The following is a 23,572-nucleotide window of genomic DNA, read 5'->3' as shown; positions in this document are numbered from 1 at the left end:
GGGTCGCCGGGGTCGCCGGGGGCACGGCGGCGGGGGCCGAGGGCTGTGGGCCGGGGCCCGGGGGGACGCTCGGAGAGGTGGCCGCCGCGGGCCGGGGCGCGGGGGCGGCCGGGGACGGGACGGGCGGGAGCTGCGAGGGCCCGGGGACCGGGACGGGGCGGCGGGCCGCGGACTCGCGCAGGGCGGAGCCGGGGGCGACGCCGGGCTTGCCCCGGACGGTGCCGTCGGGGTAAAGGAAGGCCGGGTCGCCGCCGGGGACCATGCCGAGCTCGCGGGCGCGGCGCTGGAGGGCGTCCGGGGCGGCGTACTCGTCGACGTCCTTCTGGAGCTCCTGCTCCTCGTCGGTGAGCTCCTGCGTCTCCTTCTTCAGCTTGGACAGCTGGAACGAGCCCTGGTTCAGCGACGAGTTGAGGATCAGGAGCGTGATGAGGCCGCCGCCGAGGAGCAGCACGACCAGGAGCACGAAGGGGGTGCGCGCGGCCTGGCTCGGGCGCGCGGGCAGCAGCCGGGCGAGCCGCGCGGCCCTCCCCCGCAGCTCGGGCTTCTTGCTCATACGGCCTCCTCGCGGACGCGGCTCACGGGGCCTCTTCGGTGGGACCGCTCGGGGGTCCTGCGGCGCGGCCGGTCACGGGGCTTCCCCGGCGCGGCCGTTCACAGGGCTTCCTCGCGGATGCGCTGCGCACCCCGCAGCCGTGCCGGCGCGGCCCGGCGGTTCTCGGCGATCTCTTCCTCGGTGGGCAGCTCGGCGCCGCGGGTGAGCAGCTTGAGCCGAGGCTGGTACTGCTCGGGCACGATCGGCAGGCCGGGCGGCGCGGTGGTCGCGGCGCCCGCCGCGAACACCTGCTTGACCAGGCGGTCCTCCAGCGAGTGGTACGAGAGGACGGCGATGCGGCCGCCGACGGCAAGCGCCTTCACGGCGTCCGGGACGGCCCGCTCCAGGACGCTCAGCTCGCCGTTGACCTCGATGCGCAGGGCCTGGAAGGTGCGCTTGGCGGGGTTGCCGCCGGTGCGCTTGGCGGCCTGCGGCAGGGAGTCGCGGATCAGCTCGACGAGCCGGGCGCTGTTGGTGAACGGCTCCTTGTCGCGCTCGCGCACGACGGCGGAGACGATCCGCTTGGCCTGCTTCTCCTCGCCGTACTGCCGCAGGATCCGCACGAGTTCACCGGCGGGGTAGGTGTTGAGGACCTCGGCGGCGCTGACGCCGGTCGTCTGGTCCATGCGCATGTCGAGGGGGGCGTCCTGAGCGTAGGCGAAGCCGCGGTCGGCCTCGTCGAGCTGCATGGAGGAGACCCCGAGGTCGAACAGGACGCCTTGCACGCGCGGGACGCCGAGCCGCTTCAGGACGTCGGGCAGCTCGTCGTAGACCGCGTGCACCAGGGTGGCGCGGTCGCCGTAGGGGGCGAGCCGCTCGCCGGACAGGCGCAGCGCTTCCTTGTCGCGGTCCAGGGCGATGAGGCGGGCCGAGGGGAAGGCGGCGAGCAGCGCCTCGCTGTGGCCGCCGAGGCCGAGGGTGCAGTCGACGACCACCGCTCCCGGCTCCGCGAGCGCCGGGGCCAACAGGTCCAGGCACCGCTGGAGCATCACCGGGACATGTCGGGCTGAACTCAATGCACCCTCTCAGGGTCCGGCGCGGGTGTCGTCCGCACAGCCGGGTCCCCGCCCGCTCATGAAGGGGAATCCGGCCCGCCGGCGCCGGGGAAGTGGCGTCGGCCGACCGGGAGCGGGAGGAGGCCGAGCCGTACGTACGCGCCGCGCACGTGGGGACTCAAGAAATCTCCGGAACGGTCCGGTGGCGAAGCTCCGGTCCGTTCCAGCGGGAAGCGGACTCCACTCCCGCTTCGCGTCACTTTAGTCCACCCTGTCTCGCGGTCAATCAACCGGCCTGCGCGGCGCGGCCCGGCCGCGCGGGAAGCCGCCGTCCGGGCGCCGTCACCGGTTCGGACGCGCCCCGCGTCACCGGTTCGGACGCACCCTCCGGAGCCCTGTGGGTTAGCTCACAACAAAGCCCAATGGCGTTCTTTGTCCCCTCTCACAGCGGGCCCGGTTCACACGTGACCACTACCGTCATAGTCATGACGACTTCCGCATCACTCCCCACGAATTCCGAAGACGCCATAAGCGCACGCGGCACATCCGAGGGCGGCACTGTCACCGACCGCCTCGTCGAGGCCAACGAGCGCTACGCCGCCGATTTCACCGACCCGGGCATGGACGCCCGCCCCGTTCTCGGCGTGGCCGTGGTCGCCTGCATGGACGCCCGCCTCGACCTGCACTCCGCCCTCGGCCTCGAACTGGGCGACTGCCACACGATCCGCAACGCGGGCGGTGTGGTCACCGATGACGTGATCCGCTCCCTGACCATCAGCCAGCGGGCGCTCGGCACCCGCAGCGTGGTCCTCATCCACCACACCGGCTGCGGCCTGGAGTCCCTCACCGAGGAGTTCCGCCAGGACCTGGAGAACGAGGTCGGGCAGCGGCCGACGTGGGCGGTGGAGTCCTTCCGCGACGTCGACCAGGACGTGCGCCAGTCCATGCAGCGCGTGCGGACCTCGCCCTTCCTCCTGCACTCCGACGACGTCCGCGGATTCGTGTTCGACGTACGGACGGGCCTCCTCCGCGAGATCGACCCTGCGTGACCGTTGCCTGTTGGGTACCGGACAATCTCCGGTACCCAAAAGGCGACAAGCACTGACATATCGCCGCCAGTTGTCCACAGGCGAGTGACACGAACCGGTAAGCCCAACAAGAATGCGTGTGTGGCGTCGCGCTGAACCTTTCACGCGTGGCGTCCGTGTTTCGGGGTGGGCCGGTCCGCACGCGAGCGTCGGCCCGGGAAAAGAAGAAACCTGTGCTCCTTGCCGAGCGTGGGGAAGGGCCGAGGAGGGCCGGGTGACGACCTATGACGATCGAGCGAGCCTCACAGATCTGACCACGACCGCGGAGCGTGTCCGCAGGTCGGTCGAGGGTGTGATCGAGGGCAAGCCGGAGGTCGTACGGCTTTCGCTGACCGTGCTCCTGGCGGAGGGGCACCTGCTCATCGAGGATGTACCGGGCGTGGGCAAGACCATGCTCGCCAAGGCGCTCGCGCGGTCCATCGACTGCTCGGTGCGGCGTATCCAGTTCACGCCGGACCTGCTGCCTTCGGACATCACGGGCGTGTCCATCTGGGACCAGCAGCGCCGTGACTTCGAGTTCAAACCGGGAGCGATCTTCGCGCAGATCGTGATCGGCGACGAGATCAACCGCGCGTCTCCGAAGACGCAGTCCGCGCTCCTGGAGTCCATGGAGGAGCGCCAGGTCACCATCGACGGGCAGACGTACGAACTGCCCAGCCCCTTCATGGTGGTGGCCACGCAGAACCCGGTCGAGATGGAGGGCACCTACCCGCTGCCCGAGGCGCAGCGCGACCGCTTCATGGCCCGCGTCTCGATCGGCTATCCGGCCCCCGAGGCCGAGCTGCAGATGCTGGACGTGCACGGCGGGGTCTCCCCGCTCGACGACCTCCAGCCCGTGGCGCACGCGCACGACATCGTGAAGCTCATCGACGCGGTCCGCACGGTCCACGTCGCCGACTCCGTGCGCAGATACGCCGTCGACCTGGTCGCGGCCACCCGCAGCCACCCGGACCTGCGCCTCGGCGCGTCCCCGCGCGCGACGCTGCACCTGCTGCGCGCGGCCAAGGCCTCCGCCGCCCTCAGCGGCCGCGAGTTCGCCCTTCCTGACGACGTGCAGGCCCTCGCCGTCGCCGTCCTCGCCCACCGCCTGCTGCCCACGGCCCAGGCCCAGCTGAACCGCCGCACGGCCGAGTCGGTGGTCCTGGAGATCCTCCAGCGCACCCCCGTCCCGGCGACCCAGCAGCCCGGCCAGGGCTTCTTCGGCCAGCCGCCCGGCTCGCGGAGGCTGTGATGGCCGCCGGGGGGCCTGCCGCGCGCGCCGAGGACGACCGGGGCGGCCTGCGCACGGCGCTCGCCGGCCTCACCACCCGCGGCCGCTCCTTCTTCGCGGCGGGCATCGCCGCCGCCGTGTGCGCCTACGTCCTCGGCCAGAGCGACCTGCTGCGGGTCGGCCTGCTCCTCGCGGTGCTCCCGCTGGTGTGCGCGGCCGTGCTCTACCGCACGCGCTACCGCGTCGCGGGCAGCCGCCGCCTCTCCCCCGCGCGCGTGCCCGCCGGTTCGGAGGCGCGCGTGCACCTGCGGATGGACAACGTCTCGCGGCTGCCCACGGGCCTGCTGATGCTCCAGGACCGGGTGCCCTACGTCCTCGGGCCGCGCCCGCGCTTCGTGCTCGACCGGGTCGAGGCCGGGGGCCGCCGCGAGGTGTCCTACCGGGTGCGCTCCGACCTGCGCGGCCGCTATCCGCTCGGACCGCTCCAGCTGCGCCTGACCGACCCGTTCGGCATGTGCGAGCTGACCCGCTCCTTCTCGACGTACGACACCCTGACGGTCGTCCCGCGTGTGGAGCCGCTGCCGCCGGTGCGGCTCACGGGCGAGGCCAAGGGGTACGGCGACGGGCGGCACCGCTCGCTCGCGCTCGCCGGGGAGGACGACGTCATCCCGCGCGGGTACCGCTACGGCGACGACCTGCGCCGCGTCCACTGGCGCTCCACCGCGCGCTACGGCGAGCTGATGGTGCGCCGCGAGGAGCAGCCGCAGCGCTCCCGCTGCACGGTGCTCCTCGACACCCGGGACGTCGCCTACCAGGGCGCGGGCCCGGACTCGGCCTTCGAGTGGGCGGTGGCGGGCACCGCGTCCGCGCTGGTGCACATGCTCGAGCGGGGCTTCTCGGTACGGCTCCTGACGGACACCGGCAACTCGCTTCCCGGCGAGGGCGGGGACGGCTTCGCGGGCGCGAGCCAGGAGTCGGCGGACGCGGCCGGGCTCATGATGGACACGCTCGCCGTGATCGACCACTCGGACGGCGCGGGCCTCTCGCGCGCGTACGACGTGCTGCGCGGCGGGAACGAAGGGCTGCTGGTGGCCTTCCTCGGCGACCTGGACGACGAGCAGGCCGCCGTGATCGCCAAGATGCGCCAGCGCAGCGGCGCCGCGGTCGCCTTCGTCCTGGACAGCGCGGCCTGGACCCAGGGCCCGGGACCGGCCCCCTCGGCGGCGGCGCAGCACTCGGTGCGGCTGCTCAACGAGGCGGGCTGGACGGCGGTCGCGGTGCCTCCGGGGGTGGCCCTGGTCGACCTGTGGCGCCAGGCGGACCGCCTGCGCACCAGCGCCGGGCCCGCGCCGACGGCGGGGACGACGGCCGGGGGCTGGTCATGAGGGGGCGCCCGGCGGCAGATGACTGTGCTCGTGGCTCCCGCGGCGTGCGGCCTCGGCACCGCCGGTACGACTACGAGGGGTTCTCGGTGAGCCCGGGGGGTGCTTCATGAGTGGGCGTACGCGGCTTGCGCTGTGTGCCACCGCCGCCACGCTGATGGCGTCGGGCGCGCTGCTGCCGCTCGTCGACACATCGGGCTGGCTCGTCCAGGCGGCGATCCTGCTGGCGCTGCAGAGCGGGGTCGGCGCGCTCGCCCGGCGGGTCCCGCTGGCCCGGCCGGTCACGGTGGCCGTGCAGGCCCTGGTGACGCTGCTGCTCCTGACGCTGGTGTTCGCGCGGGAGCAGGCCGTCGCCGGGGTCATCCCGACTCCCGAGGTCTTCCAGCACTTCAGCACGCTCCTTGAGACGGGCGGCGACGACGTGGGGCGGTACGCCATTCCGGCGCCGCTCACCGACGGCATCCGCCTGATGGTGGTCGGCGGTGTGCTCGTGGTGGGCCTGGTGGTGGACGCCCTCGCGGTGACGTTCCGCACGGCCGCGCCGGCCGGGCTGCCGCTGCTCGCCCTGTACTCGGTCGCGGCCGGGCTCTCCGGGGACGGCGCCGGGTGGCTGTGGTTCCTGCTCGCGGCGGCCGGGTATCTGCTGCTGCTCCTCGCCGAGGGCCGGGACCGGCTCTCGCAGTGGGGGCGGGTCTTCGGCGGCTCGGGCCAGGCCCCCGGGCGGGTCTCGGCCGGACTCGACTCCGACGGCGGCGCCATCGCCCCGGTCCGCACGGGCCGCCGCATCGGCGCCGTCGCCCTCGGCATCGCCCTGGTCGTGCCGCTCGCGCTGCCCGCGCTCGACGGGGGCCTGCTCGACGGCTCGGACGGGCCCGGGGGCGGCGACGGGGGCGGGGGCGGCACGATCTCCGCCGTGAACCCGCTGGTCGCGCTCCAGGACAGCCTGAACCAGCCGGAGGACCGCGAGGTCATCTCGTACCGCACGAACGCCAAGAACACCCAGGACCTGTATCTGCGGATCGTCTCGCTCGACAAGTTCGACGGCACGACCTGGCGGACCACCGTCCGGGACATCTCGGACGTGCCGTCGCGTCTCCCGGACCCGCCGGGCCTGTCCCCCGAGGTCCGCAGGACGGAGATCCAGACGAACATCTCGGCCGACGACCGCTACGCGCAGAACTGGCTGCCGATGCCCTATCCGGCCAGCCAGGTCCGCATCGAGGGCCGCTGGCGGTACGAGCCGGTGGGCCGCGCCCTGGTCGGGGACCGCGGCCAGACCACCCGCGGCGCGCAGTACAGCGTCAACAGCCTGGTGGTGGAGCCGACGGCCGAGCAGCTCGCGTCGGCGCCCGCGCCGCGGTCGGACCTGGCCAGGGAGTTCACAAAGGTGCCGGGCTCGCTGCCGTCGGTGGTGGCGTCCACCGCGCGGGAGGTCACCGAGGGGTCGGCGAACGACTACGAACGGGCGGTGAAGCTGCAGGACTGGTTCTCCTCCGAGGGCGGCTTCACGTACAACACGCAGGTCCGCGCGGGCAGCGGCCCGTCCGCCATCGCCCGCTTCCTGGACCAGAAGGAGGGCTTCTGCGTCCACTTCTCCTTCGCCATGGCGTCGATGGCCCGCACGCTCGGCATCCCGGCGCGCGTCGCGGTGGGCTTCACGCCGGGCTCCGCGCAGTCGAACGGCACCATGTCGGTCGGTCTGCGGGACGCCCACGCGTGGCCCGAGCTGTACTTCGAGGGGGTGGGCTGGACCCGGTTCGAGCCGACGCCCAACCGCGGCTCGGTGCCCGAGTACACCCGTCCGGACACCCCGTCCGAGGACTCCGACTCCTCGGCCGTGCCCGAGCCGTCCGCGTCCACGGCGCCCTCGCCGACGCCTTCGCAGTCCCAGGACTGCCCGCGCGACCAGCAGCAACAGGGCGGCTGCACGAGCGCGATGCCGCAGCTCACGGGCGGTTCCGACGACGAGGGGCCGCCGCTCGGCTGGATCGTCGGCGGGACCCTGCTCGCGCTGATCGTCCTGGTGGTGCCGTCCCTGCCCATGCTGTGGCGAGCGCGGGTGCGCGCGGTACGGCTCGGGAGCGGCGGGCGCACGGAGGCGGACGCGGTCGCGCGGACCCTGGCGGCCTGGGAAGAGGTCACCGACACGGCCTGGGACCACGGCATCGCTCCGGACGAGTCCCAGACGCCACGGAAGGCGGCCGCCCGGATCGTCCGGGTCGGCGGGCTCGGCACCGGCCCCGCGGAGTCGGTGCACCGGGTGGCGGCGGCGGTGGAGCAGGTTCTGTACGCGCCCCGGCCGCAGCCCGCGCCGGGGCTCGGGGACGACGTGCGCCGCCTGCGGGACGGACTGCGCGCCTCGGTGAGCCGGACGACGCGGCTGCGGGCGACGGTCGCCCCGCGTTCGGCCGCCCGGGTGGTGTGGGCGGCGTCGGACCGCTGGGCGACGCTGCGTGGCCGCTGGTCGCAGTGGGCGATCAGGCGCTGGGAGGCGCTGCGGAGGCCCGCGCGACAGGGGGGCTAGGGCCTCCGGCCGGGGGGCGGAAATGTCCGGCTCCCGGCTTGTGCGAGCAGCTGAGCAACTGAGCAGGTGAAGCGGCGCCCGGTCCACGGCCGGGCGCTGCTTCATGTGGGGTGCCGGTGGCGACGTGGTGGGGTGCTGCGGCGACGTGGTGGGGTGACGACGGGGGCAGCCTGCCGGACGGGCGCGGACATACGTGTGGGGGGTGACCGATGCGTTTCGGTCACCCCCCACACGTATGTCGAGGAGGTCGGCGCGTGGACGCCTTTCGGCGGGGCGCTGTGCGTCCGCGCGGGTGTACGCCGACGGGGCGCGGCCGGACGGGCTACTGGCCGCCCTGCTGCTCGTCCCTGCGGCGCTGCCAGCGCTGTTCGATGCGGTCCATCATGGAGCGGCGCTGCCGGGACTGCTGTCGACGGCCGGGTGGCGCACCGGGGCCCGCGGCCGCCGCTGCTCCGGGTGCCTGCTCGCCAGGCTTGGGCGCTTTGCGCCAACCAGTGACGGCGAGCACCGCACACCCCAGCATGACGAGGAAGCCCACTACGCTCACCCAGATCAGCTGGGCGACCATTCCGGCCATGAGAAGGGCAATGCCCACCAGGAAGCCCGCGACCGCTTGGTAGACCCGCTTCCGGGTGTACGTACGCAGCCCGCTTCCCTCAAGCGCTGTCGCGAACTTGGGATCTTCGGCGTACAGCGCTCGCTCCATCTGCTCGAGCATGCGCTGCTCGTGCTCCGAGAGCGGCACGGAGTCCTCCTCATCGTGCAGTCGCCGGGGCGACCGGGGGGTCCCCTTCAGGATAGGCAGGGAATCGCCCCCGTGAAACCCGCCCCTCTGCGCCAACTTCGCCAAACCGGACCGCCAGGTCGCTCCGGCCCGCTGAAGCCTGCATTCCCCAGCGGCCGGTCCGTCATGCCGGACGGTGTCCCTCGATCATACGGCGCCCGTAGCCCGTTCGGGGGGCCTGTGGCGTACTCCATGTGCGGCTGCGTCGCTGATCAGCGAGCCGATCCCAGCTGCCACAGGGGCCCCACGCGCCGGTCGGCGCTCAGGCCTCGTCGGCCCCGGTGTCCGCTGCCGCCCCCTGGATCTCACCCAGCACGTGCAGCTGGGTGGCCACGGAGTGGAAGGCGGACAGTTCGGCGGCGGCGGCCTCCAGCTTCAGCAGCGCCTCCAGAGCGCCGGGCTCGGTGTCCACGAGGACGCCGGGGACCAGGTCGGCGAAGACGCGCACGCCGTGCACGGCGCCGACGCTCAGGCCCGCGCCCTCGACCAGCTCGGTGAGCTGGTCGGCGGTGAAGCGGCGCGGCACCGGGTCGCCCTCGCCCCAGCGCCCGGCCGGGTCGTCGAGGGCCCGGCGGGCCTCGCTGAAGTGTCCTGCGAGCGCGCGGGCGAGCACGGCGCCGCCGACGCCCGCCGCGAGCAGGCTGAGCACGCCACCGGGGCGCAGGGCGCTGACCGCGTTGCGCACGCCTTCGGCCGGGTCGTCCACGTACTCCAGAACGCCGTGGCAGAGCACGGCGTCGTACCCGCCGCGCTCGACGACGTCGAAGAGGCCGTGCACATCGCCCTGCACACCGCGCACGCGGTCGGCGACACCGGCCTCGGCGGCGCGGCGCTCGAGGGCGAACAGGGCGTTCGGGCTGGGGTCGACGACGGTGACGCGGTGGCCGAGGCGGGCGACGGGCACGGCGAAGTTGCCGCTGCCGCCGCCGGTGTCGAGCACGTCGAGGGCGGGTGCGGCGTCCGGCTCCTGGCCGGTGGCCTTGATCCGGCGGTCGAGGGCGTCCTTGAGGACGTCCCAGACCACGGCGGTGCGCAGCGAGGCGCCCGGACGAGGGGGGTCGGAGCGCGTCGACGCCGCGTGCGTGGGGCGGGGGGAGACGGGCGGGCGCATCGGGTCCGACACGGCAGTTGACTCCTCGGCGCGGCTCCGCCTGGGACGGCGGGCTGTTCGGGTGCGGGCGCCTCCACCCTATTGCCTTCGCGGCCGTGCCCCGTCATCCGTCCCACCGGTCGGTCGGCGCGGGTCAGAGCGGGTCAGCGCGGGTCGGGGCGTGTCCGGCGCCGGCTTCGTCCCCCGGCTTCGGCGGTGTTCTCGCTTCTGGCTTCAGCTACAGCTTTCGCCTCGGCTTCGCCCGCCCGTCGGCGGCGACCTCACTCCTCCCCTCCGCTTCGGCCCCGTCCCCCTGGCTCCCCTCCGCTTCGCCCTCGCCCCGCCCCTCGCTTGCGGCACCGGGCCCTCCTCCGCTGCGGCCTCCGGCACGCTCCGCTCAGTCGCCGTCCGGCGCCTCCCTTCTCGGCTGGGGCAGCACGGGCTGGAGGACGAGCATGCGCTCGACCAAGCGCAGGAACATGGCCACGTCCCGCAGCAGGTCGTCGGCGTCGCGGATGGTCGCGGCGCCCTCGATGCCGGCCTCGGCGCGGGCCCTGCGGGCGGCGCCGGAGGCGAACAGGGCGCTCCACTCGGTCAGTTCGGGTGCTATCTCGGGGAGCACTTCCCAGGCGCTCCGGATGCGCTGCCTGCGGCGTGGGTTGAGCTCGGGGCGGCCGCGGGCGGCGAGGACCGCGGCCGCGGTGCGCAGGGCGGCGAGGTGGGCGGTGGCGTAGCGCTCGTTCGACGTGTCCAGGTGGGCCGCCTCGTCGAGTCCGGCGCGGGCCTGGGCGAGCAGTTCGAGGGCGGCCGGTGGGGCCGAGGCACGGCGGAGCACCGGGTGGACGTCGCTCGCGGGACCGGTCAGTGAGGGGGCAGGGCCGAGGGCGCGGCGCCGGCGTGCGGCTGCGGCGTGAGAACTGGCCATGACGAACCTCCTGTCGTCTGTGTGACGGCGCAGTGGCCGTATGTGCCCATCGTGGGGTACGCCACTGACAATCCGCCCTGACCTGCACTTTTGCCTCGATCGAAGGTTCGGGATAGTTTTTGCACTGACTGGTCAGTTCAAAAACTCGGGCCCGCCGGGCCCCAGGCAATCGGACGAGGGGGGACCGTGGACGGTCCGCACGGCGCCGCCGTCAGCGCGGTGGACTTCGGGCTCAAGGGGCCGCGGGGCTGGGCGTTCCGCGGCATCGGGATCACGGCCGGGCCCGGGTCGCTCATCGCGGTCGAGGGCCCTTCCGGCTCCGGCCGAACCTGTCTGCTGCTCGCCCTCACCGGACGGATGCGGTCCACCGAGGGCACGGCGACCGTCGCCCGCCACCGGCTGCCCAAGCAGCTAGCCGCCGTGCGCCGGATCAGCGGGCTCGGCCCCGTCCCCGGCGTGACCGACCTCGACCCGGCCCTGACCGTGGCCGAGCACCTGCGCGAGCGGGCCTTCCTGGAGCGGCGGTTCGAGGGCTCCCTGCGCGGCCTGCTGCGGCCCCGCAAGGAGCGGGCGACCGAATCCCGGCTGCGGATCGACACCGCGCTGCGGGCGGCGGGACTCGACGTCGAGGCGCTGCCCAAGGGCTCCCGCACCGCCGTGCGCGACCTGGAGCGGCTCGAGGCGCTGCGGCTCTCCGTGGCGCTCGCCCTGATCGCGCGGCCCCGGCTGCTCGGCGTCGACGACACCGACCTGAAGCTCTCGGACGCCGAACGTGAGGCCGCCTGGGACCTGCTGCGGTCCATCGCCGCGAACGGGACGACCGTGGTGGCCGTGTGCAGCGAGGCCCCCGAGGACACGGTCGTCGTATCGACCGCCCCGCGCGCGGAGGCCGACGTACGCGAAACGGCCGACACGGGCGACGCGCGCGCTGCGACCGATGCGACCGATGCGGCCGATGCGGCCGACCACAGCGACGACCACGACACCGACGACGACACCGACGACGACAAGGAGACGGCCGATGCGGTCGCCGAAGCTCGCCGCGCTTGAGCTCAAGCGCTTCGGCAGGGGCAGGCTGCCCCGCGCGGCCCTCGTGGCGCTCCTGCTGCTGCCCCTGCTGTACGGCGCGCTGTACCTGTGGTCCTTCTGGGACCCGTACGGCCGTCTGGACAAGATCCCCGTGGCCCTCGTGAACGACGACAAGGGCGCCACCGTCGACGGCAAGAAGCTCACGGCGGGCGACGGCATCGCCGAGCGGCTGCTCGACAGCAAGACCTTCGACTGGCACGAGGTGAGCGCCGCCGAGGCCCGCGACGGCGTCGAGGACGGCACGTACTACCTGTCCCTGACGATGCCGTCGGACTTCAGCGAGCGGGTGGGGTCCAGTTCCGGTGACGCTCCGGAGACGGGTGCCCTGAAGGTCCGTACGAACGACGCCAACAACTACATCGTCGGGCAGATCTCGCGGACGGTCTTCTCCGAGGTGCGCACGGCCGCCTCCACGAAGGCGTCGCGGAACATGCTGGACAAGATCTTCATCTCGTTCTCCGACATCCACGGCAAGACGCGGGAGGCCGCCAAGGGCGCCGACAAGCTCGAAGGCGGCATCGGCAAGGCGAAGAAGGGCTCCAAGGACCTCGTCGACGGCCTGAAGAACGCCAAGACCGGCAGCGGGGACCTCGCCTCGGGCGTGCGGAAGCTGCACACCGGCGCGGGCGACCTGGAGGACGGCTCGCGCAAGGTCGCGGACGGCACGCAGAAGCTGGCCGACCGCGTCAACGGCGACGCCGCCAAGGTGCGGCCGTACCTGAAGGACAACGGCAAGGTGCTCGGCGACAGTGCCCAGCTCGTCGCCGACTCCTCCCGCGCGGTGCGGCACAACCTGAAGTCCCTCGTCGAGAAGGCCCCGGGGACGGCGACCGAGGCCAAGAAGGCGTCGGCCGCGCTGAACGGCCTCTACGAAGAGCAGTGTCAGCAGGCCGCCGACGCCCCCGACCTGTGCCCGAAGCTGAAGAAGGCCAAGGAGGTCGCGGCCGACGTCTCGACCGTCGCCGGAGACGTCGACACGCTCGTCAAGGACCAGAACGGCGACCTGAAGACCCTCGACACGAACCTCGCCACCCTCCAGAAGAAGGCCCAGGGCCTCGCCGACCGCGCCCCGCACCTGGACGAGAACCTGGAGAAGACCGTCCGGGACGTCAACGCGCTCAACACGGGCGCCTCAGACGTCGCCAAGGGCGCCAAGAAGCTGCACACGGGCCTCGGCACGGCCAAGACCGGTGCCGCGGACCTGGACACGGGCGTCGGCAAGCTGAAGACGGGTGCGACCGACCTCGACGGCGGCATGTTCAAGCTGGCCGACGGCTCCCAGGAGCTGGCGGGCGGACTGCACGACGGCGTCAAGAAGATCCCCGACTACGACAAGCAGGACCGCGACCGCCGCACGGACGTCATGGCCGACCCCGTGCAGCTCGCCTCGCAGTCGCTGCACAAGGCGCCCAACTACGGCACGGGCTTCGCCCCGTACTTCATCCCGCTGTCCCTGTGGGTCGGCGCGATGGTGGCCTACATGCTGATCCAGCCGCTCAACCGGCGCGCCCTCGCCGCGGGCGCCCCCGCCTGGCGCATCGCGCTCGCGGGCTGGCTCCCCGTGGCCGCGCTCGGCACGCTGCAAGTGGCGGCGCTGATGTCGGTCCTGCACTGGCGCCTCGGCCTGCAGATGGAGCGGGCGGCCGGGACGATCGGCTTCCTGATCCTGGTGACGGGCTGCTTCGCGGCGATCGTGCAGTGGCTGAACGCGCGCTTCGGAGCGGCCGGACGCATCCTCGTCCTCGCCTTCCTGATGCTCCAGTTGACGTCAGCGGGCGGCACGTACCCGGTGCAGACGAGCCCGACGTTCTTCGGCGCGATCCATCCGTACCTGCCGATGACGCACGTCGTCGACGCGCTGCGGCGGCTCATCACGGGCGGCGGCCTCGGGCCGGTGTGGACGGCGTGCGCGGTGCTCGTGGCGTTCACCGTGGGCGCGCTGGCGCTCACCGCCGTCTCCGCGCGCCGCAAGCAGGTGTGGACGTTGGACCGACTGCATCCGGAGCTGAGCCTGTGAACGCCGCGGAACCTGTGAAAATCAAGCTCATGGAAAGCAGTGCGAGCAGCTCGCGGCGCGAGGCCACGCGGCAGAAGCTCTACGAAGCAGCCGTCACCCTCATCGCGGAACAGGGTTTCTCCGCCACGACAGTTGACGAGATCGCCGAGCGGGCGGGCGTCGCGAAAGGCACGGTCTACTACAACTTCGCCAGCAAATCGGTCCTCTTCGAAGAGCTGCTCCGGCACGGCGTGGGCCTGCTCACCGCGTCCCTGAAGCAGGCCGCCGACGAGGCCACCCGGGAGGGCGGCCGCAAGGTCGACGCCCTGGACGCGATGATCCGCGCGGGCCTCGTCTTCATCGACCGCTATCCGGCCTTCACGCAGCTGTACGTCGCCGAGCTGTGGCGCACCAACCGCGCCTGGCAGTCCACGCTCATGGTGGTGCGCCAGCAGGCCGTGGCGGTGGTCGAGGACGTGCTGCGCGGGGGCGTGGAGAGCGGTGAGCTGAGCGAGGAGATCGACATCCCGCTGACGGCGGCCGCCCTGGTCGGGATGGTCCTGGTGGCGGCGCTCGACTGGCAGGCGTTCCAGCCGGAGCGCTCCCTCGACGACGTGCACGCGGCGCTGTCGCGGCTGTTGCAGGGGCGGGTGAGCGGCGGCGGGTGAGCGGCCGCGGGTCACGGGACTCGTCCGGCCTCGTTCGCTGCCCCGGTCCCGGCCCCGATACCGGCCTCGTTCACCCGTTCGCAGTCGTCGCGCGGCGCCGGTCCGGTGGAGCCTGGATGTCCCAGGCCCCGCCGGACCGGCGCTTGTCGCATTCCCCCGCGCGACCCCCGTGGTCGTCCCCCGGTCGCCCGCGTGCCTCGCTCCCGCCACGGGCGAGGCGGGAGGAGCGGCCAAGGGCGCCGCCCGATTCCGCCGCCCCGTGTCGGCGGTTCCGGTGCCGCGCCCTTCTCCGTGCCCTCACTCTCCCGTCCCCGCAGGTCGGGTCCCATCCGCGCGCGTACTCATCTACGCGCCTAGGTACAGATACTCAGACGTGGGGCTCGGTGCCCAGGCCGGATCGCGCCCCGCTGGTTACGATCACGCCGTGTCCGTACTCCCCCTGGTGTTCACCAGTGGCTGGGCCAGCGGGATCAACGCCTACGCGGTGATCCTGCTCCTCGGTGTCTTCGGGGCCACGGGCCTGTCCGACGAGGTCCCGGAGTCGCTGCAGAGCCCCGGCGTCCTCATCACCGCGGGCGTGCTCTTCGCCTGCGAGGCCGTCGCCGACAAGATCCCTTACGTGGACTCGGTGTGGGACGCCGTGCACACCGTCGTCCGGCCGGTGTCCGGGGCGGTCGTGGGCGCGTTGCTCGCCGGGCAGAGCGGTTCCCTCTCGGACGTGGCGGCGGGCGCGGTCGGCGGGTCGACGGCGCTCGCGAGCCACGCGGTGAAGGCCGGGACGCGGATGGCGGTCAACACCTCACCCGAGCCGTTCAGCAACCTCGTCCTGAGCACCGCCGAGGACCTCGGGGTCGGCGGGATCGTCAGCTTCGCGATGTTCCACCCCGAGGCCGCGGCGATCATCGCGGCCGTGCTGCTCGTCGCGGGGCTCGTGCTGCTGCTCTTCCTCGCGCACCGGATCCGGCGGTTCCTGCGGCGCAGGGCGCAGCGGCGGGAGGAGCGGAGGATGGCGGCGGGGCGGCCACCGGACGGGTCCCGGCACCCGCCGGGCTGATCCTGGCACCCGCAGGACTGGTTCCGGCTCCCACAGGACTGGTCCCGGCACCCACAGGACTGGTCCCGGCACCCCCGGACTGATGCCGACGCCACCGGGCCTACGCGGGCACCCACCGGGCCTACACGGGCGCCCACCGGGCCGACCCGGGCACCCGAAAGCACTGTCAGTGGGTGCCGATAAAGTCCCTGGCATGGCACGGATTGTGGTGATCGGCGCCGGGATGGGCGCCATGACGGCCGCCGCCCGGCTGGCCGTGGCGGGCCACCGGGTGGTGGTGCACGAGCGCGCGGGGACGTACGGCGGCGCGCTCGGCCGCGTGGAGCGCGACGGCTTCGGGTTCGACACGGGCCCGTCCCTGCTGCACCTGCCCGCGGTCTACCGCGACCTGTTCGTGAAGACGGGCAAGCAGCCCCTGGAGGACTGCGTGGAGCTGTCCCAGATCGAGCCCGCCGTCCGCCACGTCTTCGCCGACGGCACGGCCGCGGACCTGCCGAACGTCTCCCGCGCGGGCGTCGGCGAGGCCCTGGACAGTGCGCTCGGCGCGGGCTCGGGCGCGCGCTGGGCGGCGTTCATGAACCGCGCGCGGGAGGCCTGGGACCGCGCCCGCCGCCCGCTCCTCGAAGAGCCCCTGTGGCCGAACTGGCAGGTGCTCGCGGACCGCGAGCCCTACCCCGCGGTCGCCCAGAAGCGCCTGCTGCGCCGTGAGCGGCGCGCGGCCACGCTCGCCGAGGTCGCCGAGTTCGAGCTGGGCGGCGAGCCCCGGCTGACCGCGCTCCTTGAGCACTTCGCGCTGGTACGCGGCCTGGATCCGCGCACGGCCCCGGCGTCCGCGGCCGTCCTGCCGTATCTGGAGCAGACCTTCGGCACCTGGTCCGCGCGCGGCGGCATGCGGGCCCTCGCGACCGCCGTGTACGAGCGGTGCCGTGCGCGCAGGGTCGAGTTCGCCTTCGGGTCCGACGTCGTGCGGATCGTGGCGAAGGACGGGCGCGCGACGGGCGTCGAGCTGGCCGACGGGACCCTCGTGGACGCGGACTTCGTGGTGGCCGGGGTGGCGCCCGGCACGCTGGACGCGATGCTGTCCGGCACGGCCGCCCGCACCCCCGAGGACGTGCCCCCGCGGTCCGGGCTCCCCAGCCGCCTCACCGTCCTGCTCGCCCTGCGCGGCGCCCGCCCCGAGGGCACGGCGCACCGGACGGTGCTGCACACCACGGACCGCGCGGACGAGCTGGACCGCGTCTTCGGGACCCCCGGTGCTCCCGGGAGCACCGGCGGCGCCCGCCCCGCCCCCGACGGCTCCCCCGGCCTCCCCGCCGCCCCGACCCTCACCGTCCTGCGCCCGGACGACCCGACGTCCACGCCGGACGCGGAGCACGAAGCCGTGACGCTGACCGCCGTGGTCCCGGCGGGCGCCGAGGTCACCGACGCGGACGTGCGGCGGCTGATCGCCCGCGCGGCCGCGGTGGTCCCCGGTCTGGACGACCGCCTCCTGTGGCAGGAGGTCCGTACGCCCGCGCACGTGGCCGAGGCGACGGGCGCCGAAGGCGGCGCGGTCCCGGCCCCCGCCCTCGCCGCCGCGGCCGGACGGCACCTGCACCCGGCCAACAGCACGGCCGTGGCGGGGCTCTACGCGGTCGGCGGCTGGGCGCACCCCGGCGGCGGGCTGCCGCACGCGGGCATGTCGGGCACGCTGACGGCCGGACTCATCGTGGAGGGACCGGAGTTCCGCGGCTCACAGTGAGCGCACGAAAGGCGGGGGGCGGCGGGACCCGGCCGGGTGCCGTCACCCCTGGGTGGCATCGCCACCTGACCCGCAAGGATCGCCGGACCAGCACCGGCCCTGGCCGGCACCGATGGCCGGACCCGACCTCAGTACCGGTACTGCTGCTCCCCGTTGACCCCGGGCTCATAGCCGAACTGGCCCCCGGTCTCCGGCGGCAGACCCTCGCCCTGGAACGGCGGGTAGCCGGGCTGCTCGGGCGGGAGTTCCGCGCCGTAGGGCGGCGCGGGCTCGCTCGTGCGCTGGTGCGGGACCCAGACGCCGCCGGGCGGGGTGTCCTGGTAGCCGCCGCCGTAGGTGTCGCCCCCGTAGGGCGCGTACGGCTGCGGGTCGGCGTAGGTGTCGTAGCCCGGCTGCGCGCCGTAGGTCTGCGGGCCGATGTACGGGTCGGAGTAGGCGGCGTACCGCTGCTCGCCGGTCTCTCCGTAGCCGAAGTTCAGCGGGTCCTGCTGGTCGCCCTGTGCCTGGGCGCCCTGCGGGCCGTACGGCGGGTAGGCGTCGAAGCCGTAGCCGTCACCGGCGGGGGCCTGGGCGTACGCCGCGTCGCTGTAGACGCCGTACTGCCCGGTGTCGTCGGGCATGGGCTCGGTCTCATACACACCGGGACCGGAGGCCTGCTGCTCCAGGACGTCGGCGGCGGGCGCGCCGGACTCGGCGGCGGCAGCAGCGTCGTACTCGAGGTCGGAGACCTGGAGCGTCGGCTCCGCGGGGGCGCCCCGGGTGACCGTCTTGCGGCGCCTGCTCGCGCCCGGCTGGCCGCCGAGCGCCCAGCCGGTCGAGAAGCCACGGCGGAACGACAGCGTCACATACGTCTGTCCGGTGGCGAACGCGATCGCGCCGACGGCGATGACGACCACCGACGGCATCAGGACGCCGAGGACGACACCGAGAAAGCCGACGAACGCGAGCAGCCGCCAGCGCAGCCGCGCCTTGTACTGCAGCAGCACCTCGCCGAGCAGCCACAGCGCGACTCCGCCGAACGCGATGTAGAGGACCGTCCAGCCCATGTACGCCCCTCTCCCCTGCGGCCGCGGCCCCAGGGGTACGACCGGTCAGGCCTGCTGGTGGTGCAGGCCCAGGTTTTCGTAGATCTCCAGCGTCGCCGTGGAGTTGTTCAAGGTGATGAAGTGCAGCCCCGGCACTCCCTCGGCCAGCAGCCGCGCGCAGAACTCCGTCGCGAACTCGATGCCAATGGAGCGTACAGCCGCGGGATCGTCTTTGGACCTGAGGATCCGCTCTTTCAGTTCCGGCGGGAAGTCCGCATTGCTGAGCTGCGGCAATCGCTCCAGTTGGCGCACGTTCGTCACCGGCATGATCTCCGGGATGATCGGCGTCTCGCAGCCCGCCGCCTCGACGCGGTCGCGCAGGCGCAGGTACTCCTCCGGGTGGAAGAACATCTGGGTGATCGCGTAGTCGGCGCCCGCGCGGCATTTGTCGACGAAGTGCTCGACGTCCGTCTCCCAGCCGTCCGAGCGGGGGTGCATCGCGGGGAAGGCGGCGACGCCCACGCAGAAGTCGCCGGACTCCTTGATGAGGCGTACCAGCTCGGCGGCGTAGGTCAGCCCCTCGGGGTGCTTGACCCACTCGCCCATCGGGTCGCCGGGCGGGTCGCCGCGCAGCGCGAGCATGTTGCGGATCCCGGCGTCCGCGTACTGTCCGATGATGTTGCGCAGTTCGGCGACGGAGTGGTCGACGGCGGTGAGGTGGGCGACGGGCGTCAGGGTCGAGTCGGCGACGATCTGCTGGGTCTCGCGCACCGTGCCCGCGCGCGTGGAGCCGCCGGCACCGTACGTCACGGAGACGAAGCTGGGTGCGACGGCCTCGACCCGGCGCAGCGAGTTCCAGAGGATCCGCTCGCCCTTGGGGGTCTTCGGCGCCGAGAACTCGAAGGAGTACGTGGTCTTGCCGGTCGCGAGCATGTCGCGCACGGTGCGTGCGCGGTCAGTCCTGGTGGAAGCAGTGCCTAGGGCCATACCGGCAGGTTAGCCAGGCTGGGGCGGTCGCCCAACCGCACGTTGGTCATTTGTCCCGTTAGTCGGTTTGTTGTCCACGCATCGGACACCATGGGGGTGTTGCTCAAACAAGCGTACGGATACGGGGTCGGGCGCACAGGAGTGCGGGCGCGACCGCCGTCAGACCGTACGCAGGCGCTTCGCGAAGTCCGCGGCGGCGGCGCCGGGGTCGTCCGCCTCCGTGATGGCGCGGACCACCACCACCCGGCGCGCGCCCGCCTCGACGACCTCGTCCAGATTGCGCGCGTCGATGCCGCCGATGGCGAACCACGGGCGGTCGGTGCCGAGCGCGGCCGTGTACCGGACCAGGTCCAGGCCCGGGGCGTGGCGGCCCGGCTTCGTGGGCGTCGGCCAGCACGGGCCGGTGCAGAAGTAGTCCACGCCCGGCTGGACGGCGGCCGCCGCGGCCTCGTGCTCGGCGTGCGTGGAGCGGCCGATCAGGACGTCGTCGCTGCGCGCGCCGAGGATGGCGCGGGCCGCGGGCACGGGCAGGTCGCCCTGGCCCAGGTGCAGCACGTCGGCGCCGATGGCGTGGGCGACGTCCGCGCGGTCGTTCACCGCGAGGAGCTTGCCGTGGCGGCGGCAGGCGTCCGCGAAGACCTGGAGGTGCTCCAGCTCCTCCGCGGCCTCCATCCCCTTGTCGCGCAGCTGCACGATGTCGACGCCGCCCGCGAGGACGGCGTCCAGGAACTCGGGGAGGTCCCCCTGGCGCTTGCGCGCGTCGACGCACAGATAGAGCAGGGCGTCGGCGAGCCGGGCGCGCGCGGAGGCGCCCGCCGTGTCGGTGGCCATGAAGAGGTCCCCCCGTGTCGGTGGCGTACGGGCCGCGGCCGCGGCCCGTACGCCGGACGGTTGTTTCAGGTCAGACGGCGAGCGCCTGCGCGCGGCGCTTCACCTCCGTCCCGCGATTCTCGCTCAGGGCCTGCGCGGGGGTGCCGGGCAGGGTCGGGTCGGGGGTGAAGAGCCACTCCAGTGCCTCTTCGTCGGTGAAGCCGTCGTCCCGCAGGAGGGTCAGGGTGCCTACGAGGCCCTTGACCACCTTGTCGCCGTCGATGAAGGCGGCGGGCACCTGCAGCGCGCGGTTCTCGCCGCGACGCACGGCGATCAGCTGGCCCTCCTTGACCAGCTGGCGCACGCGCGTCACCTCCACGTCGAGCATCTCGGCGATGTCGGGGAGGTGCAGCCAGGCGGGGACGAGAGCATCGGTCTTTGCGTCAATCTCGGTCACGGATCAAGCGTGCCATTTCTGGCCGGGGGCCGGTAGCGGGGGTGGGGTGCCCTTGCGCCCCGCCGTGCCCCTTGGGGGTATGTGCGGTCGATGTGGTCCTTGAGGTTGCCCGGCACCGGGGGCCGTGCCCGCCCGTTCCGCCCTCTGGGCGGAACGGGTGCCCACAGCAGGTACGGCGATCAGGCCGTGGCCTTCTTGAGGGGGACCGACGGATCCGGCATCAGCGCCGGGTTCATGGGGGTCGCCGCCTCGATCAGCTTGCGGCCCTGGGCCAGGTCGCGGGGGCGGCCCACCGCCAGGAGAGCGGTCAGGACGCCGTCCCGCAGCCAGCACACCGACCAGGCGGGATCCGCGGGGGCGCCTCGCCAGATCAGCTCGTCGCCGGGCGCGTGATGCCCCGCGTACTGGACGAAGCGGCCGAACTGCTCGGACCAGAAGTACGGGACGGGGTCGTACGCCGCCGAACTCTCGCCGACGATGTCGGCGGCGACCATGCGCGGCCCCTGGACGGCATTGTCCCAGTGGTGCACGAGCAGCCGCTCGCCGTACCGCCGCGAGGGGAAGGACGCGCAGTCGCCGACCGCGTACACGTCGGGCGCGGACGTGCGCAGACGTTCGTCGGCCAGCACCTCGTGATGGGCGCCGAGCGCGATCCCGGAGCCCGCGAGCCAGGCCGTCGTGGGCCGCGCGCCGATACCGACGACGACGGCGCCCGCGGGCAGCCGTGTGCCGTCGTCGAGGAACACCGCACCCGGCTCGACGCGCTCCACGCGCGCGTGGGTGCGCAGTTCGGCCCCGGCGTCGGCGTACCAGGCCGCCATCGGCGCCGCGACCTCGGCGGGCAGCACGCCCGCGAGCGGCCGGTCGGCGGCCTCGACCACCGTCACCGAGCAGCCCGCCTCCCGCGCCGCCGTGGCGAACTCGGCGCCGATCCAGCCCGCGCCCACGACCACGACGTCGTGCTGCTCGGCGAGGACGGGCCGCAGCCGTTCGGCGTCGTCGAGGGTGCGCAGCAGGTGCACGCCGGGGACGCCCTCGGAGCCGGGCAGGCGGATCGGTTCGGCTCCGGTCGCGAGGACCAGACTGTCGTACGCGACCGGGCCCGCCTCGGTGTCGAGTTCGTGGTCGGCCGGGCGGACGCCGGTGACGTCGACGCCGAGCCGCAGTTCCACGCCGAGGGCGTCGAAGTCGATGTCGAAGGCCGAGCCCTCCGCCTTGCCGAGCAGCACCGCCTTCGACAACGGCGGCCGGTCGTACGGCTGATGGGGCTCCGCGCCGATCAGCGTCACCGTGCCCGTGAACCCCCGCTCGCGCAGCGCCACGGCGGACTGCACCCCGGCCATCCCGGCGCCGACGATCACCACGCGCCGCCCCGACTCCACCCGCTTCTCCTCGTCGCTCACCCGATCAACTGTAGGACAGCGCCACCGCCCACGGACACGACGGGCTTAACCGCCGGCGGGACGACGGGCTACGCTGGCCGTGCAGAGCACTCGCGGGAGCCCGGACGCACCGGGCTGAGAGGGAGGCTGGGACGGCCTCCGACCGTACGAACCTGATCCGGGTCATGCCGGCGAAGGGAGGGGCTGGACGCCCATGCGTTCCCGTACGAACACAGATCCGCCTACGCATACAGGTCCGCAGCCGGACACAGATCCGGGCGCGGGCACGAGGCCAGGCGCGGGCACGAGGCCAGGCGCGGGCACGAGTCCGAGCGCGGGCACGAGTCCGCATCCGAGCAGTGACGTCCTCGTCATCGGTGGTGGAGTCATCGGACTCGTCACCGCCTGGCGTGCCGCGCAGCGCGGTCTCGCCGTCACCGTCGTCGACCCCGATCCCGGCGGCGGCGCGGCGCAGGTCGCGGCGGGCATGCTGGCCGCCGTCACCGAACTCCACCACGGCGAGCAGACCCTGCTCGGCCTCAACCTCGCCTCCGCGCGCCGCTATCCGGACTTCGTGGCCGAGCTGACGGAGGCGACCGGGCACGACGTCGGCTATCGCGCGTGCGGCACGCTCGCCGTCGCCCTCGACTCCGACGACCGCGCCCACCTGCGCGAACTGCACGCCCTCCAGCAGCGGTCGGGGCTCACCCCGCAGTGGCTGAACGGCCGCGAGTGCCGCCGTCTCGAACCGATGCTCGCCCCGGGGGTACGGGGCGGCCTTCGCGTCGACGACGACCACCAGGTCGACCCGCGCAGGCTCACGGCCGCCCTCGTCGTGGCCTGCGAGCAGGCCGGGGTGACGTTCACGCGCGCGTGGGCGCGGGAGCTGTCGGTGGTGCGGGAGCGGGCCACCGGCGTCGTCCTCGCCGACGGCACCGCGCTGGCCGCGGGGCAGACGGTGCTCGCCGGGGGCAGCCTCAGCGGGCGGCTCGCGGGGGTGCCCGCCGACGTACTGCCGCCGGTGCGGCCCGTGAAGGGGCAGGTGCTGCGGCTCACCGTGCCCGAGCGGTACGCGCCGTTCCTGCACCGCACCGTGCGGGCCGTCGTCCGCGGCAGCCACGTCTACCTGGTGCCGCGCGTCAGCGGTGAGCTGGTCGTCGGCGCGACCAGCGAGGAGCTGGGCTGGGACACCACGGTCACGGCGGGCGGCGTGTACGAACTGCTGCGCGACGCCCACGAACTCGTACCCGGCATCACGGAGCTGCCGCTCACGGAGACCCGCGCCGGGCTGCGGCCCGCGTCCCCCGACAACGCGCCCCTCCTCGGCCCCACCGCGCTGCCCGGTCTGCACCTGGCCACCGGCCACTACCGCAACGGCGTCCTCCTGACGCCCGTCACCGGGGACGTCATGGCGCACACGCTGGCCACGGGTGAACTGCCGGAGGTGGCACGGGCGTTCACGCCGGCCCGCTTCACGAACCTCCCCCACCCACCCTGCGCAACCGCACCCCCCTCCCCCGCATCCCCCAAGGACCTCACGGAGCTGTCCGCATGACCACGCCGTTCGCCGCATTCGCCGTCTCCGTCAACGGAGAAGTACGAGACGTGGCCGCCGGGACCACGCTCGACACCGTCGTCGCCCAACTGTCCACCGCGCACTCCGGTGTCGCCGCCGCGCTCAACGAGACCGTCGTCCCGCGCGCGGAGTGGGCCACCACCGCGCTCAGCGACGGCGACCGCGTGGAAGTCCTCACCGCCGTCCAGGGAGGCTGA

21 protein-coding genes and 1 riboswitch are annotated in these 23,572 nt (G+C 73.6%); of the genes, 11 read left to right on the top strand and 10 right to left on the bottom strand.

Features of this window, described 5'->3' with window-relative positions; genetic code table 11:
• Both ftsL and rsmH read right to left on the bottom strand, forming a co-directional pair.
• Positions 1–553 (bottom strand): cell division protein FtsL (ftsL, locus tag OO63_RS34345; protein WP_033264730.1); only part of this gene is annotated, 553 nt, incomplete at its 3' end.
• A gap of 98 nt (positions 554–651) precedes the next feature.
• Positions 652–1,608 carry a 16S rRNA (cytosine(1402)-N(4))-methyltransferase RsmH gene (gene rsmH, locus OO63_RS34340; protein WP_030363031.1) on the bottom strand — a complete coding sequence of 319 codons (957 nt, stop codon included), beginning with the start codon at positions 1,606–1,608 and terminating at the stop codon, positions 652–654.
• Positions 1,609–2,072: 464 nt separating this feature from the next.
• Here rsmH and OO63_RS34335 point away from each other — a divergent pair, with 464 nt between their 5' ends.
• From OO63_RS34335 to OO63_RS34320, 4 genes are all read left to right on the top strand, one after another.
• Positions 2,073–2,636: a beta-class carbonic anhydrase gene (locus OO63_RS34335; protein ID WP_030363030.1), complete on the top strand. Its 564-nt coding sequence runs from the start codon at positions 2,073–2,075 to the stop codon at positions 2,634–2,636.
• A gap of 253 nt (positions 2,637–2,889) precedes the next feature.
• Positions 2,890–3,906: an AAA family ATPase gene (locus OO63_RS34330; protein ID WP_030363029.1), complete on the top strand. Its 1,017-nt coding sequence runs from the start codon at positions 2,890–2,892 to the stop codon at positions 3,904–3,906.
• A complete protein-coding gene (locus OO63_RS34325) occupies positions 3,906–5,270 on the top strand; it encodes a DUF58 domain-containing protein (protein WP_033264729.1) in 1,365 nt (454 codons plus the stop codon). Before OO63_RS34330 ends, OO63_RS34325 begins: the two co-directional genes overlap by 1 nt.
• 106 nt (positions 5,271–5,376) lie before the next feature.
• Positions 5,377–7,791 (top strand): transglutaminase TgpA family protein, encoded by a 2,415-nt coding sequence (locus OO63_RS34320; protein ID WP_030363027.1) that lies wholly within the window; start codon positions 5,377–5,379, stop codon positions 7,789–7,791.
• A 322-nt stretch (positions 7,792–8,113) separates the two neighbouring features.
• Here the strand turns inward: OO63_RS34320 and OO63_RS34315 are convergent, their stop codons facing one another.
• From OO63_RS34315 to OO63_RS34305, 3 genes are all read right to left on the bottom strand, one after another.
• A complete protein-coding gene (locus OO63_RS34315; protein ID WP_030363026.1) occupies positions 8,114–8,536 on the bottom strand; it encodes a DUF3040 domain-containing protein in 423 nt (140 codons plus the stop codon).
• Positions 8,537–8,837: 301 nt separating this feature from the next.
• Entirely contained in the window at positions 8,838–9,698 is an 861-nt protein-coding gene (locus OO63_RS34310) for a methyltransferase (RefSeq protein ID WP_030363025.1), read from the bottom strand.
• A gap of 364 nt (positions 9,699–10,062) precedes the next feature.
• Entirely contained in the window at positions 10,063–10,590 is a 528-nt protein-coding gene (locus OO63_RS34305) for an SAV_6107 family HEPN domain-containing protein (RefSeq protein WP_030363024.1), read from the bottom strand.
• Positions 10,591–10,776: 186 nt separating this feature from the next.
• On the opposite strand from OO63_RS34305, the gene OO63_RS34300 reads away from it, so the two are divergent.
• The 5 genes from OO63_RS34300 (at position 10,777) to OO63_RS34280 (ending at position 17,138) form a co-directional block, all read left to right on the top strand.
• Complete coding sequence (locus OO63_RS34300) at positions 10,777–11,640, top strand: ATP-binding cassette domain-containing protein (RefSeq protein ID WP_030363023.1); 864 nt, start codon at positions 10,777–10,779, stop codon at positions 11,638–11,640.
• Positions 11,612–13,696, top strand: coding sequence for a YhgE/Pip family protein (locus OO63_RS34295; protein WP_030363022.1), 2,085 nt, complete (start codon positions 11,612–11,614; stop codon positions 13,694–13,696). Before OO63_RS34300 ends, OO63_RS34295 begins: the two co-directional genes overlap by 29 nt.
• Before the next feature lie 29 nt (positions 13,697–13,725).
• The gene (locus OO63_RS34290) at positions 13,726–14,343 is read left to right on the top strand and encodes a TetR/AcrR family transcriptional regulator (RefSeq protein WP_030363021.1); all 618 of its coding nucleotides are present in this window, start codon (positions 13,726–13,728) and stop codon (positions 14,341–14,343) included.
• Positions 14,344–14,767: 424 nt separating this feature from the next.
• Positions 14,768–15,397 (top strand): DUF4126 domain-containing protein, encoded by a 630-nt coding sequence (locus OO63_RS34285; RefSeq protein WP_030363020.1) that lies wholly within the window; start codon positions 14,768–14,770, stop codon positions 15,395–15,397.
• Positions 15,398–15,590: 193 nt separating this feature from the next.
• Positions 15,591–17,138 carry a phytoene desaturase family protein gene (locus tag OO63_RS34280; RefSeq protein WP_030363019.1) on the top strand — a complete coding sequence of 516 codons (1,548 nt, stop codon included), beginning with the start codon at positions 15,591–15,593 and terminating at the stop codon, positions 17,136–17,138.
• A 128-nt stretch (positions 17,139–17,266) separates the two neighbouring features.
• Here the strand turns inward: OO63_RS34280 and OO63_RS34275 are convergent, their stop codons facing one another.
• The 5 genes from OO63_RS34275 to OO63_RS34255 form a co-directional block, all read right to left on the bottom strand.
• Entirely contained in the window at positions 17,267–18,184 is a 918-nt protein-coding gene (locus OO63_RS34275) for a hypothetical protein (protein ID WP_030363018.1), read from the bottom strand.
• A 45-nt stretch (positions 18,185–18,229) separates the two neighbouring features.
• Entirely contained in the window at positions 18,230–19,150 is a 921-nt protein-coding gene (metF, locus tag OO63_RS34270) for a methylenetetrahydrofolate reductase [NAD(P)H] (RefSeq protein WP_051811443.1), read from the bottom strand.
• A 159-nt stretch (positions 19,151–19,309) separates the two neighbouring features.
• Complete coding sequence (gene thiE, locus OO63_RS34265; RefSeq protein WP_030363016.1) at positions 19,310–19,981, bottom strand: thiamine phosphate synthase; 672 nt, start codon at positions 19,979–19,981, stop codon at positions 19,310–19,312.
• Positions 19,982–20,051: 70 nt separating this feature from the next.
• On the bottom strand, positions 20,052–20,417 hold the full coding sequence (locus OO63_RS34260) for an Rv2175c family DNA-binding protein (protein ID WP_030363015.1): 366 nt from the start codon (positions 20,415–20,417) through the stop codon (positions 20,052–20,054).
• Between the two features lie 179 nt (positions 20,418–20,596).
• Positions 20,597–21,760 carry an NAD(P)/FAD-dependent oxidoreductase gene (locus OO63_RS34255; RefSeq protein ID WP_234311430.1) on the bottom strand — a complete coding sequence of 388 codons (1,164 nt, stop codon included), beginning with the start codon at positions 21,758–21,760 and terminating at the stop codon, positions 20,597–20,599.
• 142 nt (positions 21,761–21,902) lie between these two features.
• A riboswitch (TPP riboswitch) is annotated at positions 21,903–22,016 on the top strand.
• On the opposite strand from OO63_RS34255, the gene thiO reads away from it, so the two are divergent.
• Together thiO and thiS are read left to right on the top strand one after the other, a co-directional pair.
• Positions 22,014–23,354 (top strand): glycine oxidase ThiO, encoded by a 1,341-nt coding sequence (gene thiO / locus OO63_RS34250; RefSeq protein ID WP_078619535.1) that lies wholly within the window; start codon positions 22,014–22,016, stop codon positions 23,352–23,354. It overlaps the preceding riboswitch by 3 nt.
• Entirely contained in the window at positions 23,351–23,572 is a 222-nt protein-coding gene (gene thiS / locus OO63_RS34245) for a sulfur carrier protein ThiS (protein ID WP_030363012.1), read from the top strand. The genes thiO and thiS overlap by 4 nt, the downstream gene beginning before the upstream one ends.

This window comes from Streptomyces alboflavus (assembly GCF_000716675.1).
Lineage (GTDB): Bacteria > Actinomycetota > Actinomycetes > Streptomycetales > Streptomycetaceae > Streptomyces > Streptomyces alboflavus.
This window is presented reverse-complemented; position numbering and strand designations above follow the sequence as displayed.